The sequence below is a fragment of the Acinetobacter cumulans genome, from assembly GCF_003024525.3.
In the GTDB taxonomy this organism is placed as follows: domain Bacteria; phylum Pseudomonadota; class Gammaproteobacteria; order Pseudomonadales; family Moraxellaceae; genus Acinetobacter; species Acinetobacter cumulans.
This window is the reverse complement of sequence record NZ_CP035934.2, coordinates 1256282-1272125: the sequence shown is the minus strand read 5'-3', so window position 1 is coordinate 1272125 and position 15844 is coordinate 1256282. Positions and strand designations below refer to the sequence as shown.

General features: G+C 37.7%; 16 protein-coding genes. 8 read left to right on the top strand and 8 right to left on the bottom strand.

Features of this window, described 5'->3' with window-relative positions; translation table 11 throughout:
- Positions 1-233 precede the first annotated feature (233 nt).
- The 4 genes from ahpF to C9E88_RS05970 form a co-directional block, all read right to left on the bottom strand.
- The gene (ahpF, locus tag C9E88_RS05985) at positions 234-1799 is read right to left on the bottom strand and encodes an alkyl hydroperoxide reductase subunit F (protein ID WP_137287937.1); all 1566 of its coding nucleotides are present in this window, start codon (positions 1797-1799) and stop codon (positions 234-236) included.
- Between the two features lie 217 nt (positions 1800-2016).
- Positions 2017-2934: a hypothetical protein gene (locus tag C9E88_RS05980; RefSeq protein WP_106986384.1), complete on the bottom strand. Its 918-nt coding sequence runs from the start codon at positions 2932-2934 to the stop codon at positions 2017-2019.
- Between the two features lie 79 nt (positions 2935-3013).
- Positions 3014-4162: a toxic anion resistance protein gene (locus C9E88_RS05975; RefSeq protein WP_106986385.1), complete on the bottom strand. Its 1149-nt coding sequence runs from the start codon at positions 4160-4162 to the stop codon at positions 3014-3016.
- 15 nt (positions 4163-4177) lie between these two features.
- Positions 4178-4969 carry a tellurium resistance protein gene (locus tag C9E88_RS05970; protein WP_106986386.1) on the bottom strand — a complete coding sequence of 264 codons (792 nt, stop codon included), beginning with the start codon at positions 4967-4969 and terminating at the stop codon, positions 4178-4180.
- Positions 4970-5264: 295 nt separating this feature from the next.
- Between C9E88_RS05970 and C9E88_RS17775 the strand changes: the two genes are divergently transcribed.
- Positions 5265-5555, top strand: a complete 291-nt coding sequence (locus tag C9E88_RS17775) for a hypothetical protein (protein ID WP_227865882.1) — start codon at positions 5265-5267, stop codon at positions 5553-5555.
- Positions 5522-6868 carry a hypothetical protein gene (locus C9E88_RS05965; protein WP_227865880.1) on the top strand — a complete coding sequence of 449 codons (1347 nt, stop codon included), beginning with the start codon at positions 5522-5524 and terminating at the stop codon, positions 6866-6868. Before C9E88_RS17775 ends, C9E88_RS05965 begins: the two co-directional genes overlap by 34 nt.
- A 61-nt stretch (positions 6869-6929) precedes the next feature.
- On the opposite strand, the gene rnk is transcribed toward C9E88_RS05965, so the two are convergent.
- The 3 genes from rnk to C9E88_RS05950 all read right to left on the bottom strand — a co-directional run bounded on the left by rnk (position 6930) and on the right by C9E88_RS05950 (position 10166).
- Positions 6930-7334 (bottom strand): nucleoside diphosphate kinase regulator, encoded by a 405-nt coding sequence (gene rnk / locus C9E88_RS05960; RefSeq protein ID WP_106986387.1) that lies wholly within the window; start codon positions 7332-7334, stop codon positions 6930-6932.
- A 163-nt stretch (positions 7335-7497) separates the two neighbouring features.
- Complete coding sequence (gene glyA / locus C9E88_RS05955) at positions 7498-8754, bottom strand: serine hydroxymethyltransferase (RefSeq protein ID WP_106986388.1); 1257 nt, start codon at positions 8752-8754, stop codon at positions 7498-7500.
- Between the two features lie 155 nt (positions 8755-8909).
- Complete coding sequence (locus C9E88_RS05950; RefSeq protein WP_106986411.1) at positions 8910-10166, bottom strand: alpha/beta hydrolase family protein; 1257 nt, start codon at positions 10164-10166, stop codon at positions 8910-8912.
- Positions 10167-10625: 459 nt separating this feature from the next.
- Here C9E88_RS05950 and C9E88_RS05945 point away from each other — a divergent pair, with 459 nt between their 5' ends.
- The 3 genes from C9E88_RS05945 (at position 10626) to C9E88_RS05935 (ending at position 12627) form a co-directional block, all read left to right on the top strand.
- Positions 10626-11324 carry an exonuclease domain-containing protein gene (locus C9E88_RS05945; RefSeq protein WP_106986412.1) on the top strand — a complete coding sequence of 233 codons (699 nt, stop codon included), beginning with the start codon at positions 10626-10628 and terminating at the stop codon, positions 11322-11324.
- Positions 11325-11423: 99 nt separating this feature from the next.
- The gene (locus C9E88_RS05940; RefSeq protein ID WP_106986389.1) at positions 11424-12047 is read left to right on the top strand and encodes a hypothetical protein; all 624 of its coding nucleotides are present in this window, start codon (positions 11424-11426) and stop codon (positions 12045-12047) included.
- A gap of 229 nt (positions 12048-12276) precedes the next feature.
- Positions 12277-12627: a hypothetical protein gene (locus C9E88_RS05935; protein WP_106986390.1), complete on the top strand. Its 351-nt coding sequence runs from the start codon at positions 12277-12279 to the stop codon at positions 12625-12627.
- A gap of 85 nt (positions 12628-12712) precedes the next feature.
- On the opposite strand, the gene C9E88_RS05930 is transcribed toward C9E88_RS05935, so the two are convergent.
- On the bottom strand, positions 12713-12934 hold the full coding sequence (locus C9E88_RS05930) for a hypothetical protein (protein WP_106986391.1): 222 nt from the start codon (positions 12932-12934) through the stop codon (positions 12713-12715).
- A gap of 549 nt (positions 12935-13483) precedes the next feature.
- On the opposite strand from C9E88_RS05930, the gene C9E88_RS05925 reads away from it, so the two are divergent.
- The 3 genes from C9E88_RS05925 (at position 13484) to C9E88_RS05915 (ending at position 15801) form a co-directional block, all read left to right on the top strand.
- Positions 13484-14020, top strand: a complete 537-nt coding sequence (locus tag C9E88_RS05925; RefSeq protein WP_106986392.1) for a serine O-acetyltransferase — start codon at positions 13484-13486, stop codon at positions 14018-14020.
- A 375-nt stretch (positions 14021-14395) separates the two neighbouring features.
- Positions 14396-15127 (top strand): Fic family protein, encoded by a 732-nt coding sequence (locus tag C9E88_RS05920; RefSeq protein WP_106986393.1) that lies wholly within the window; start codon positions 14396-14398, stop codon positions 15125-15127.
- 431 nt (positions 15128-15558) lie between these two features.
- Positions 15559-15801: a hypothetical protein gene (locus C9E88_RS05915; RefSeq protein WP_004755870.1), complete on the top strand. Its 243-nt coding sequence runs from the start codon at positions 15559-15561 to the stop codon at positions 15799-15801.
- The last annotated feature ends 43 nt before the right edge of the window (positions 15802-15844 follow it).

Genomic DNA, 15844 nt, shown 5'->3' with positions numbered 1-15844 from the left:
CAACCTTGGGGAAAGTATAAAAATAAGGTTGTAAAACAAAAATAGACGATGGGCAAAGAACGGGATCAAAATGCGTGGGGACATTTTGATTCTTATCTTGCAGATAAAAAAAGGAACTCCGGTGTTAGCATCCAAAGTTCCTATAAAACGAGAATATTGATAACAACAATATTCACAATAACGCTTAGAAAATAGGTCAGTGTGTATGGGGAACACACTGGCCTTTTCTTTTATTACTGACCTGAACGGATAATGTAATCGAATGCTGAAAGTGATGCTTTCGCGCCTTCACCTGTAGCAATGATGATTTGTTTGTAAGGCACTGTTGTACAGTCACCCGCAGCGAATACACCTTTCACATTGGTTTCGTTGCGTTCGTTAATCACAATCTCACCGCGGTTTGAAAGTTCAACGGCTGTTTCTTTTAAGAAATCAGTGTTTGGCAACAAACCGATTTGTACGAAGATACCTGCTAGTTCAACAGTGTGTTCAACATCAGTTGCACGGTCTTTGTATTTCAGTGCAGTCACTTGTTTGCCATCACCAACCACTTCTGTAGATAAAGCATTCTTAATTACAGTGGTGTTCGGTAAGCTGTTTAACTTGTCTTGAAGGACTTGGTCAGCACGAAGCTTAGTATCAAACTCAACAAGTGTTACATGCTCAACAATACCTGCAAGGTCAATGGCTGCTTCTACACCTGAGTTACCGCCACCGATGACTGCAACACGTTTACCTTTGAACAATGGACCATCACAGTGTGGGCAGTACGCTACACCGCGTGTACGGTATTCAGCTTCACCCGGTACATTCATTTCTCTCCAACGTGCACCTGTAGATAGGATGACAGTTTTCGATTCAAGTTTTGCACCGTTTTCTAAAGTCACTTCAACCAAACCATTTGCCGTTTGTTCAGCACCTTTGATGTCAGCTACACGTTGCAGATTCATGATATCTACGCCGTATTCACGAACGTGCGCTTCCATTTCAGCTGCAAACTTAGGACCTTGGGTCTTTTGAATAGACGTGAAGTTTTCGATGTCCATTGTATCCATCACCTGACCGCCCATGCGCTCAGCAACGATACCTGTTTTAATGCCTTTACGTGCAGCATAGATTGCAGAAGTATTACCTGCAGGGCCACCGCCAATCACAAGAACATCAAATGCGTCTTTTTCATTGATTTTCGCTGCTTCTTTCGCATCAGAATCAGTGTCTAATTTGGCAATGATTTCTTCCAAGGTCATACGGCCTTGACCAATATGGTTGTTGTCTTGGAACACCATTGGAACTGCCATGATTTTGCGTTCTTCAACTTCGTCTTGGAAGAATGCACCATCAATCATGGTTGCAGTTGTGCCTGGGTTGTAGATTGCGATCAAGTTAAGTGCTTGAACCACGTCTGGGCAGTTATGGCAGCTTAAAGATACGAATACATCAAAGTCAGATTTAATGCCTAAGCCTTTAATTGTTGCCAAAACTTCGTCAGATACTTTTGGTGCATAACCAGAAGTTTGTAGCAATGCCAAGATCAGTGATGTGAATTCATGGCCCATAGGAAGGCCCGCAAAGAATACACGCGGCTCTTCACCTGCTTTTGCAATACCGAAGCTAGGCGCACGTTTGTTTGTGCCATCGAAACGAGCAGTCACTAAGTTTGATAATGCAGCAACTTCTTCAACCAATTCTTTGATTTTGTCTGATTTGTCAGAGCCATTTAAAGTCGCAACGATTTCAATTGGACCTTCAAGGCGTTCAAGAAGAGTTTTTAATTGTGCAGAAGTATTTTGATCTAACATTGCTAACGTCTCCAAAGGAGTAAATGTATATTTGATGGGATAAGAATAAGATAAATATAAAAATAGATAAAACAGTTTGTTTTTATAACAATGATCGAAAAATTAGATTTAAATACAAAATAAAAATCTTTTTCAACAACTTAAGGAAAAGGAGACATACCCCGTCTGTCACTAAACGCTCAGATCGACAACACCATAGCCACTGAGCGTGAACAATTTAACTTAAATGTTGCCCAATCCGTTGAATACGGCTTTTTAAATGTGAGGATAAAATAAATAACAGTGCACTCATGGTGAGAAAAAGTACAACAGCAGCCCATAGAACCCAATACACCACAGTACTCAGCACATTTGCCTGTGCAACTTGCTTACTCACACTTTGTGCCATAGGTGTGATAGTTTTATCAAACAATTGATTTTGCATACTCCACAATTGCTCTGGCTTAAAGCCATAACTTAAAAATTGTGGATCATGTTGCTCTGCTTTTATCAGCGCTTGTACATAAGGAATAGCCGTTGCGCGGTCGGCTGGCTGATGCAACAAGGCAGTTTGTGCCAATAGATAATTTTTGACAGGCAAAGCGACGTTTGACTCATTCAAATAATGTGATATTTCACTTTCTTGAATATTTTTATCATAACGAACCAGTTGCTGGTATTCACCATAATGCTCTGATTTTAAATCGTATTGCACATAGGTCAGCCCACTCCAAAGCACAATAAATGCAATAAGCCAACCCACAAATTTCAACACAAAAGATTGAAATCTGACATAAAAAAAGCGAATTTTTCGAAGAAAATGGATCACCAAAAACGACCCTATAAAAGCCACAAAGAGCTTAAGAAACAGCCAACCAAACCATGACAATAGATTCACAAAATAATCAGGTTGCTGACTAAAATTCGCTAGCTGGGCATCAATACTACTTGGTAAATGCAGTTGCTCAACCTGCGTTGTTAAACCAAAGAATCCATATACAAAGTCTTGTTGTACAAATAGACCTATCACTGATGCAATAAAAAAGACAGATGAAGTTATACCCAAAAGCATTAAATTTCGTTGTCGTTTTTTCAGCGTCACTAAGCCCGTTTCTATCTGTTGCGGACGTACTGCATATTCATCTAAGGGAGGCATATATTCTCCTAAGTATCTGACAATATTGCCTTCCTAAGCAGTAAAATGGCATGACCCTTATGCCATTTATAGAATGCTCTTAAGAACTCTTCGAGCCATTTGAGCTAGTTTCAAGCACCAAATGATTCAAATTATCCTGTAAAGCACGTAAACGGATTGTCGCTTCATCACGTTTTTGCATGCCTTCTTTTTGAATCACAATTACATCATTAACTGTTTTAATGAGGGTATTTTGTACATGTTCAAGGGTTTCAATATCAATTACTGAGCGCTGATTGGCTTTGGCGGTATCTACCGAATTTTGATGTAGCAAGTCTGCATTACGTTTTAATAGATCATTGGTCGCATCATCAATCGTATTAGCCAGTTGCACACTATTCTTTTGTTCTTGCAAAGAAATCGCTAGGCTAATTTGGTTTTTCCATGCAGGTAAAGTAATGTTTTTAATCGCATAAAACTTATCAACCAACATCAAATTATTCGACTGAATAATACGAATCATCGGTAAAGTTTGCATGGCTGATTGTTGCAACACTTGCAAATCACTCACGCGTTTTTCCAAATTATTGGCCAAATGGTTTAAATCATAAATTTTTTGCGTAGTGTTCTGATCTTGCTCTAACGCAGTTAAGCTGGCAATTTCTTGCTGAATATCTTGTTGCTTTAATTTACCTGCCGCAACATAGACACCCAACTGCTTATATTCATCTTGTACGCTATTAAACATGCGATCTAAGGTATCTACACGCGCTTTCAAACCGTTCTGCGAACTTTCAATTTCTTTAACCAATGCGTCAATTTGCTCTTTGGTGGTATTAAAGTGCTGATCAAAACTTTGCTTCGCACCCTTAAACTTATTTAATAAGCCACCCAAAAAACCTGAGTTTTTTGATTTATTTAAAATACTACTGGTATTAAGTTGCTGTGCTACTTGCACCACTTGATTCAGCTTTTGACCCGTTGCATCAAGGTCTTTATTTTGTACCAAACTCAAGAGCTCATCAGTATAGGTAGATGTTTTGGTCGCAATATTTTTACCATATTCTGCAACTGCATTATGGTTTATCTCTGCCAGCTCTTTATGTGCAGTCATGACTTCCTGAAAATCAGCCGGCTTTAAACCCATCCCTTGTAAATCGAGCTGTTTAAATTTTTCTTCTACCACGGTTACAGCAGTTGTTGGGTTATCTTCATTTACAAGCAATTGGAGGTTTTCTGGATGTGTCATAGCGCACCTTACTGATTATGATTTAGAGGATTTCTCTAATGATTTTCTTAAATTTTTAATGAGGGCTTCTCGGCTATTATCAAGTTTTTCCAGTGAACTTGTCGAGTTATTCTGCTGGCTTTGTTTCACATGATACTGCCATGCTGGAATCAGCACCTGCTGCGCCTCTTTAAAACGATCCAACAAACTAAAGGATAATTGCTGTGACAAGTGCATTTGCATAATCGCAATATCATTACTGGCCTGCAAGGTTCTTAAGGTTTGAATCTTTTTTGCTAAGCGTTCAGCAAAACTGTCCAATGGCTGTTGATGATGTGCAAAACTAGGATACTCTTGTGCAAATTCCTCAGCCGCCTGAATATATTTTGCCATTTGCTCACGTAAACCTTGTAACTGACTCAAACGTGATTGCGACTTTTGAATTTCAATTTGTAAATGCTGACTGAGCTGATTAGCATCGCTTAAGGTCTGATCTAGCGTTTTATAATAATCAACCTGATTGGAACCAAACTCTAAATCAATACCTAACCATTTTTGTAAACCGTTAAATTTACGTTTTTTAAAGTATTTTTTTGAGTCAGATAATAATTGGATTAATGTTTCAATCTGTTGACTCAATTTTTGTGTCAAATGTGGATCTACACCATTTAAGAGCACTGACTGAGCTTGAATAATTGCATCGGCATAATGATTCAAACGATATTGATCATTTAATATGGGGACCAGCTCGTTACATTTGACCGACAGCGCTTCCTCAGAAGATACGGCTATCTCTGTTAAAGGGACCAACACATCGACTTGAGACATAAATCATTAAACTCAACAAAATCATTTTTATACTAAGGCTTTTAACAGGCTTTTGATGTAGTTTTTTGCAAAACTTCTAACCTTCATTTGAGCTATGCTGTTCCACTATTTTGCCCTTCACCCCTACATTTAAGCACACATAATACTGTCTTAATTCAAGCTCAGCATGTGTTTAGATTTTTCGATTATTTATCGACTTAGCATCGATTTAATTTAATAAAAAATATTCCAATCGTGCACCTATTTTAAAAACACTCTTTTATACTCATATTAAAATAACACTAAAAGAATCATCATGATAACAAACCACTTCAACAATCCAGTAGATTCTACTTTATCTGCAACCAAACGCATGCAACACATCCGCAGGCATTTTCAGGATACTCAAAATCAGCATGAATTTTATATTGCAAATGCTTTTAATACGGTCAATTTAGATCAAAGCTTTACTAGCTTTCAGCGTCTTGATCAATTATTTACAGCCTTTAAAAAACAAGTGGGAACATTGGATATTCAACATAATGCTGAAGCTAGCCAGTTAAACACAGCCTTATGTTACTGGCCAGCCATTTGGGTCAATTTTTAGCTGAGCGCACTGCAAGCACAGAGCAATGGTTCAGTCGTGAAGAACTCAATCAAAATCTTCCTCAAAGCGATGTATCTTTACCTAAATCATATTTATACGACTTTGCATTGGTTTTATCTCATAAAATTGTGTTTCCACTTCTTGTGATACATCAGTATTTTAAACAAGATGACATTGCGCTCAGTTTGAGTCAGCATGTTGAAATAGAATTACTTAATCACACCATCATCAGTGGTGAAAGTCGGCTAAAAATTGCCGAAGAAATGCATGCGCTACAAAAGATGTATCAAAACCAATATCCTCTACCCAATGGAAGCCCTTATTTAAAACTAGTAGAAATATCACAACTCGACTATTCCCTTAAAAGCCTTGAACGCTTAGATGATTTAATGCGTGAAATGCGTCAAAACTATATTATTTCTGCAGAAAAATTTTTAACTGAAGAAAGCAATTATTACTTCATTTTATATTTAAGTGGTTATTTAGGCCGAGTTATTGCTCAACATGCAGGAACGTCTTTACGCTGGCTCAATCCAGCACAAGCAAGCCAACTCATAGGACAAGAGATTCAAGCTCAATTACCTACTGCACGTATTGCTCATATTCATAATCGCATATTTTTTACCACGGGCCATATTTGTGATTTTCTTTTTGCACCGATGATTCAAACCAGTTCAACACAATATGCACAACAGATTATTAACGAGATTTTAAACATACGTAACCCCATGTACCTCGCCCAGCCATCTACTGAAATTGCATATAAAAACTCGCCTTATCATGATGCTTTATACCAAGCTGGGGAATTAATCGCTTACGTTTTTCAATTTATTCATGGTGTTATGCCAAGAACAAACCCTGATGACAACATGACGCCAACCAGTTTTCCGCCAGGTTATACATTTATTAAGCACATGGATGGCCCAGATCAAGGCTTAAAACAATTGGAACAGAATCCTCAAAATTACCCATTTAATGTACTTGCCTATGAAATGTATGCATGTTTACCTCATATTCGTACAGATGCTTTTGCTATCCACATACGCCAATACGGCGCACATGCAATGAACTTACAATTGGTGATTCCTTATTTTTCTGTATTTGATTATCGTGGCTTTTCTATTATCCAGCCTTATTTAAATGCCTGCGACGCCATTACTGACAGTGCAATGCCAAATATTTTATCTGCAATGCAAGCCTTATTTGATGGTATAGAGGGCTTTGAAACACCCCTCCCTACAGAACGAAAAGTTTGGGCCAAGTATTATCAACCACAATTACACCCATATCCGCAAGGTTTTGCTCAAAACTAAATAAAAAAACTCCAGATCATAAATCTGGAGTTTTAGTTTTCACCTAGGCCATACAAGCAGCTTATAAATAGTTGCCTTCCCGTTCTGGCTGGTATAGCACCTTTTCAATTTTTACTTTCATAATGTGACCGTCTGGTTGTGGCCACTCTATTTCTTGACCTTCCGCTAAACCTAAAATTGCAGCGCCAATGGGAGCAATGACATTCACCTGCCCTTTTTCAGCTTTAAAGTCATGTGGATATACCAATGTTATTTCGGTTGCTTCTATTGATGGTGCTATCGTAATTAAAACTTTTGCATTCATGCTAACCACATTAGGTGGTACATCCTGTGGTGCAACTACATCTGCACGTGCTAATTCATCTTCAAGATGTTTCATTGTCAATGTTAGTTCAGACTGATGCTCTAACATTGTTTCTAAACGATGTAGATCTTGTTCAGAAAGAATAATATTAGGTTTATTCATCTATGAAGTTCCTTCAGTTTTATTAGACCACGCCAAGGCAGTGGTCTTCATGTTCTTGTTATCACTCATTCATTTATAACAGAAATATAAAGGTTTAGATAACATTCGAGTTTTTTCATGCCATAAAAAAAGCCCCCTTGAGGGGGCTTTTCTCAAGTATGACTTATTTCGCGTAAACAGGGAATTTAGCGCAAACTGCAGCCACTTTTTCTTTCACTGCAGCAATTACCGCTTCATCACCTTTGCTATCTAAGATGTCAGCAATCCAACCAGCAAGCTCACGTACTTCAGCTTCGCCGAAACCACGAGTTGTTACAGCTGGTGTACCAATACGGATACCAGAAGTTACGAATGGAGAACGTGGGTCGTTTGGTACAGAGTTTTTGTTCACAGTAATGTGAGCAGCACCTAACCAAGCATCCGCTTCTTTACCTGTAATATCGCCTTGTTTGATTAAAGACAATAAGAACAAGTGGTTTTCAGTACCACCAGAAACAACATCGTAACCGCGAGCGATCAACACTTCAGCCATTGCTTTCGCGTTTTTAACCACTTGTTGTTGGTAAGTTTTGTATTCAGGCGCCATTGCTTCTTTAAAGCAGATCGCTTTAGCCGCTACAGCGTGAACCAATGGACCACCTTGGTTGCCTGGGAATACAGCTGATTGTAATTTTTTCTCAATTTCTTCGTTTGCTTTCGCAAGGATTAAGCCAGAACGTGGGCCACGAAGTGTTTTGTGCGTAGTCGTAGTCGTTACGTCAGCAATTTGTACTGGGCTTGGGTAAACGCCAGCAGCAACAAGACCAGCAACGTGAGCCATATCTACAAATAGGTAAGCGCCAACTTTGTCCGCGATGTCACGGAAACGCTGCCAGTCAACAATTTGGCTGTATGCAGAGAAACCAGCAACGATCATTTTTGGTTTGTGTTCTTCAGCTAGACGTTCAACTTCTTCATAGTCGATTTCGCCAGTTTCAGGGTTTAAACCGTATTGAATTGCATTGTATGTTTTGCCAGAGAAGCTAACTTTTGCACCGTGAGTCAAGTGACCACCGTGAGCCAAGCTCATACCCAATACTGTATCGCCTGGGTTAAGAAGTGCTAAGTAAACAGCAGAGTTTGCTTGTGAACCAGCATGTGGCTGAACGTTTGCATAGTCAGCGCCGAAAAGTTCTTTAGCACGATCAATCGCTAACTGTTCAATCACGTCTACATATTCACAACCGCCATAGTAGCGTTTGCCTGGGTAGCCTTCAGCATATTTGTTTGTAAGTTTTGAACCTTGTGCTTCCATTACAGCTGGTGAGCAATAGTTTTCAGAAGCGATCAGCTCAATGTGAGCTTCTTGGCGCGCATCTTCGTTCGTGATGGCTTGAGCTAATTCTGGGTCAAATTGAGCAATTGAAGTATTGGCAAACATTAGCGAGGTCCTATGAAATGTAGGGCTTTTAAGCCGTGCTAAGATTGGCGCGTATTGTAGCATGAAGTTTTATAAAGTAGAGAATGAACTTCGTACTGTTTGCAATAAAAAATGCTCATCTTTATTCTAAAAATGAGCATTTCAGTTAAATTAACTTATTGAATTGGCATTAGAGATTGCACATCTTTCACAATATTACCCAAATTTAAAGAATAGGCTGTAATGTGATCCCACTTACTTGTCTCTGGAAGAGCATCATCCGTTTTATAACTAATCGTTGTACCTGCAGGTGCTGACTTCACCAAAGTGTCCGTCACTTGGCGTGGTACAGTTGGATCCAGTGTTCCTTGGTAAATAATAATCGGGGTTTTAATAACGGTTTTTAGTGGCTGTGAACCATTGACCAAAAAGTCCTTTACTTCAGGAACATTCGTCATGAAATCTGTCTGTGTTCGTGGGTAATTTGTCAGATTCATATTGAGTTGAAAATATTGCCCCATTGCCCCACCTAAAGCATCCCCCAATTTATCAGAGCATAGTGATTCTGCTTTTGCAGCAATTAAATCTGTGGGTGATTTAAAGACTTGGTTATATTGCAAATTCGGATACTGATTTTTTAGCCCTGCTGTAATCAAAGATGTAAAAGTATCTAAAGAAGCGAGCGTTTTAATTATTTCTGTTGGATCTGTCATATTTTTAGTAGAACCTTCCCCTAAGGTTAGTACAGAACCAAGGAACGATGCTGGTGCCACAGCAATTGCCCCTTTATAATTGAGTTGTGCACGTGATGCATATTGTGCTGCACCTAAGGCCGCTTGCCCTCCTTGGGAATGTCCAACGACCAGCCATCTATTTTCTGTGGTATTGCCCAGATAATTACGCGCAGCAACCACCGCATCTGTAATTGAAAATGCTTCACTTTTTAAATTTAAAAATGGATGCGGTTCACGGCCACTCGGCTCACCAAGTCCTTCATAATCAGGCGCAACCACTGCATAACCTGCAGCCAAAAGACCTTGTATTAAATATTCATTGCCTTTTAAGCCCTGTTGACTCGGTGCACACATATCTGCCACACCCGTAGTTCCATGTGCCCAAGCAACAATCGGCCATCCCCCTGCAGGTTTAACTGTCTTTGGCGTGAAAACTAGAGCTGTTGCTTGCGTCTCTTTTCCATTTACACCTAACATTTTATACGTCATCAATAACTTGTCTGAACTAACAGACGCTAAAAGATTATCTGCTGTTTGACTAGCATCGGTATAGCCTGTTGTTTTAACCACTGGAGCTACAATATTATTTTTAGGGACTCCATCATCAATGACATAAGTGGACTCACCACCATCACCGCCACCACATGCCGTTAATAAAATAGAACTGCCGATTAACACAGCTAAAACATGTTTTTTCATTTTGAGCCCTTCCTTGTTGTTGTTTTCATCTTCTGATTTTATATATACCCTGTCAGTGCTCACCAACACAAGAGTATTTAAGATCAATGACAGCTTGGCTGTTATAAGTGTACGCGCCTCATCAAAATCATCTGCTCGCATTTAAAATGCTCATTGATCAGATGAGCTGAGAAAATCATGTTTGAATAAAGATCTGAATAAATTCCATTCCACAGCCATCTTTACCGCGCTGATCACTAGCACCTATATGTTGTATTTAGCATCACATTTTTCTAAGTTTTTTGTTCGATCTTCTTTTAATTCAATGTACTCAGCTACATTATGCTCAAAAATGCGCAGAGATTGAGTTATATTTTCAGCAAATACTGGGCAATATCAGGTCATTCAGTGCAGTTTGGTTTGTCAGTATTCTCTGCAAATGATAGATTGAGCATATTCATTTTGCTTTTGGATTTGGGCATGCAAGCCATTATTCTTGATACAGAAACACATACATTAAATGGTCAGCCCATTGAAATTGCATACGCTCCAATTGAAATCCAAAATGGCAAACTCAGCTTAGACAAAACAAAAGTTTTTGATCAACTCTATTCAGTTGATGAGCCAATTTCATTTGCGGCAATGGCTGTGCATCATATTTTAGAATCAGACTTGGTTGGTATGCCTCATTACAGTAGTTTTCAGCTGCCGAAAGAAACCAACTATATTATTGGCCATAACATTGATTATGATCTTCGCGCTTTAGAAAAGTGTGGTGTAGATACTTCAAATCTTAAAGCCATTTGTACACTTGCCCTAGCACGTCGTGTGTGGCCAGATGCAGAAGCACATAATATTTCTGCACTCATTTATATGATTAGTAAAGGTAGTGAAAAAGCACGTGAAATGATTCGCAAAGCACACCGTGCGGATATGGATATTATTTTAACAGCAAATATTTTGATGCATATTGTGCACCAACTCAAAATTAATGATTTGGAATCGCTTTATACCATTTCAGAAGATGCCCGCATTCCACGTAGTATTAATTTTGGTAAACACCGAGGTACTGCAATTTCTGAACTTCCGGCAGACTATGTACAGTGGCTCATGCGTCAAGAGGATTTAGACCCGTACTTACGTAAAGCTTTGGAAAATTCCTCAGTAAGCACACTATAAAATTGTTAAAAATCAAATAACCATTCATCAAACTGTCATTTTAGTGTAATTTTCACACAATAGGATATGCCTTAATTTATTGGGGGAATAAATTAAGGTATGTCTCGTTTTTATAAAACCGAACTTGGTTTTCGCACCATCAAATTACGTGATTTAGCATTAAATGCCAAACAACGTCAACTCTTGCTACTTATTGGATCAGATGACTTCAATGCAATGAATCCATCAATGCAACATCGAATTGCCACGCCTGAATTAATCCAACAACTATTAGAATTAGGTCTAATACATACTAAAGGATCATTACACACCGCGACAGATACGCCACCGACAATTCAAAATACGTCAACTGAAACACCAATACCAACTTCAGAGCTTCCAAGCCAACTGCATGAACCAGTCATATATAATGATCAAACTTGCGTAATAACGGACACTATGCCACTGAGACGATCTAACTCAAATGACAGTAATCTGGTACGTATGCATGCTTCAAGCTTAAATGAACTAAAAGAGTTTATGACTCAACAGCTTCAACAATACTGCGGACTGATGGCGAAACGATTAATTGAAAAAATTCACAATACACAACATCCAAATGAATTAAAAACGTGCCAAATGCAGTGGATGACGCATTTACAAGAATCACGCATTCAGCCTGCACAGCTCAATATGGCCTTAAAATATGTGAATTCCAGTATGTATACCTTAGCTTCGAATTGAGCCAATCAATTTAACTTTAGCACTTCACTGTTAGAGCTTTTATATTATTTCTTATTTATAAAAGCTCTCATTTTTTATACTTGTGACTGCTGAAAACTTTTAATTTGGCTAAAATAGGATTAATTCTATGCAAATAAGCGAAAGTGGCATTTCATGCTACGACTTAATGCTAATGGGGTTTTATTTTAATATTTGGCATAGATAGCATAGTTTTTTAAGAGCATGACGCATGGCCGTTTTATTTGAGTTTGACCCTTTTGACCATCCGACTCAATTGAGTAAAATTGGTAATTGGGTGATTACCTTTTTAAGCCCTGCTGATGAACAGCAAGACATTCAACTGGCTATTACGTATGTTTTGCCACGACAAGCCAATGATCAATTACAGGCACGTCGTATTATTATCAATAGCACGGCCAATGAACAACGCTGGCTTATTGAAAAAATTGAATGCTTTGACAGTGCTCAAAATACTGAACTTGATTTGTTACCAACAACGCCTGAAGCACAACAAGTCTTAGATACAGTTATTCAAGAATTTGCACGTTATGATGTCCAACTACAGCTCATCAATGAATAAACCAAACTGGCAACACCTATAAATATTAAAAAGCTCCCTACATAGGGAGCTTTTTAATATTCATTCCACTGATGATTGAATCAATTTAAGCTTCAATCACTTTATAAATACTGGATGAGTTTTGGCTTTCATACAAAAATTCAATGCTGGGTTGAATCATTTCACCATTCACAAAAATATGATCAATATGTTGAAATACAGGTGTGCCAGCCTCAGCTTGCTCCATTAGACGCGTACTCAAAACTGCTTTTGCATCAAGAATTTGGCTATATTGATCTTTCACTTTAATATCAATCATTTTTATCATTTCCCTACTTCCTTCTTCAATTATTAACGTCGTCTAGCTATTTAGGTTTATATCACATGACAAAAAATCAACCACAAAGAAAATGTTAGATTTCATGGCAATGTAACTTTTCTTAATTTTAAAAATGATATATCAATGACATAGTTTGAATAAATTAATATTGTATGACAATTCTTATATAAATCTGACCCATCAGTTTTCACTTTATATACATTCATATATTAAAAAAGCCCGCACATTGGCGGGCTTTATGTTGGAAGGCTAGTGCTGATTGTATTGTTTGAACTAGCAAACTCAAAACGAGCTGTCATTGATCCGTCCAACTACTTTGTAGCGTCTACTTTATGTTTCGACCTACTGTAAAATCAATATATGCCTGTAACAGATTGCCCGCAAGTAGCTGTGACACTTCCATACATTTGTACAAATAAACAGCAATTGTTTTATTTTCATTTTAAGAGAACAATTGCTTGCTTATTTTTAACTATAATCAATTTGCAAACTGTATATTGACAGCCCTATCTCTAATATTGTGTAGTGAATTTAACCATGTTATCCAAACTTATTTTAAGTGACCTCTATCGCTACTGTGGTAACACCAGTTGGAAGTCGTTTATTAAAAATTATTTGTTTAACCGTGGTTTTAATTTTAGTGTTTGGTTGCGTCTTGCCAGTCCTCAATCGCCTTGGCGCAAAGTGGCCTACCCTGTTTTTTATTATAAAAAGAAGAAATACAGTATAGATATCCACTGTACGACTCAAATTGGCTATGGGCTGTATATCGGACACGGCGGCCCGCTGGTCGTCAACCCGACAACCATTATTGGTAACAATGTCAATCTTTCTCAATTTACGACTATTGGCGCCAATGGTGGCAAACAAGCAGCAATCATTGGAAACAATGTATATATTGGTCCCAATGTCTGCATCATCGATGATGTCCGTATTGGCAATAACGCAACCATTGGCGCAGGCAGTGTCGTCACTAAAGATATTCCTGAAAATGCGACAGCCGTGGGTAACTATGCCAAAGTCATTCATTATAATAATGCTGGAACATCTGTAAATCGGCGCTGGGATATTTAGAAATAAAAAAATAGCCAATATTGGCTCTTTTTTAAATTTGGTGCGCTCAGCGCGCACCGGAATCTGCTGCTATCATATTGTTTTATATTGATAAAAACAAAAGTCCATTGAGCTTTACCGTAAAAAATACCGTATAAATATTATTTACTTTTTTCATATTGCTAATTTGAAATTTATTGACCAAATTTTGATCCAAATCAGATTTAGTGTATTGAATCACTTAGAAATCTTGTTCAAATCCTAATTCAGGATTTGAAATGATGTACTGATTATATCAATATTAAAAGCACCATAAATAGGAATGATATAACATATCATTTCTTCAATATTCTTTTTTGATGTATCATTCTTTTAGACACATTCAGGGACAAGGTAATGTTTGAAATTATTGATGATTTAAAAAATAAATTAGATCAGCATCGCCCCCTATCACCAGCTATAGTAAAAAATTTACAAGAAGATCTTATTGTACGATGGACCTATCATTCGAATGCAATTGAAGGCAATACACTTACATTGCTAGAAACAAAAGTCGTGTTAGAAGGCATAACTGTCGGTGGGAAGGCATTAAGAGAACACTTCGAGGCAATTAACCATAGAAACGCTATTTATTACGTTGAAGATATTATTCGAAAAGAAGAACCATTTTCTGAATGGCAAATTCGCAATATCCATCAACTCATTTTAAAAAATATTGATGATGATAATGCTGGCCGCTATCGCCAACAAAATGTCCTAATCTCTGGTGCCACGTCTACCCCGCTTGATTACACATTATTAAATGACAAGATGGCTCAGCTAGTTGATTGGTATAGTAATGACGCACATAAATTTCATCCTATCGAACGTGCAGCCAAAGTACATGCTGATTTTGTAGGTATTCATCCATTCATTGATGGCAATGGCCGTACATCACGTCTATTGATGAATCTTGAATTGCTTAAAGCTGGTTATCCCCCTTGTGTAATAACAGTTGAAAACCGATTGGCCTACTATGAGGCCCTAGATCAATGGATGGCTTATGGAAAAACTGAAGCATTTATCCAGTTGGTTTCTGAAGCTGTACTTGAAGGATTTAAACCTTATCAAGTTGTATTGGGCATTTAATCGGCTTGATCGGTGTATTGATCCCTAGTACTAGATACCATCCACAATTGCATCTAAAATTATTTGTAAAATAAACTCATTAGATGCTGTAACACTGAAGATATGAGCGGTACAAAGAATATCGCTAGTGACTCATAAATCCGTGGTGATTTACTCAATCAATTTCAATCTGATGAGCGAACAGATTCTGTCTATACTGAGTTGTACGACACTATAGGCTGTAAATCAAAAACCTTTAGACTCAGCATTAAAAGCTTTTTTAATAGTTTTTCCTCCAAATCTATCCAATAAGATTTGATCTACAACATTTAGTTCAATAATACTCAACGCAGCATCTACCCCAAAGTACCCGAAATGCAACTGTCATCAATTTGTAATAAAAATCGATTATATCTCGTGTGATAATGCAACTTTTATTTGCGAGTTTATAAATGTCAGACAAAATCAGCTTAAACTATTTAAATGAACTCATTCGTAATGCTGAGAAAAAAGATAAAAAAATTGACAAGATCTTATTAGGCTATAAGGCGTATTATTTTTTTATGTCTGACAGCGAATTCCATAAAGAAGTCACTAACTCTGCCCTTTCACCAAGTAAACGTAAATATAAAGACTATAAAATCAAAGTGACTCAGGACGAATATCAAATTGATTTAAAATTTCAGGAAAAATAAGCAGGATTGCTCTAATTCTCAGGTTTAAACTCTTTATTTATTG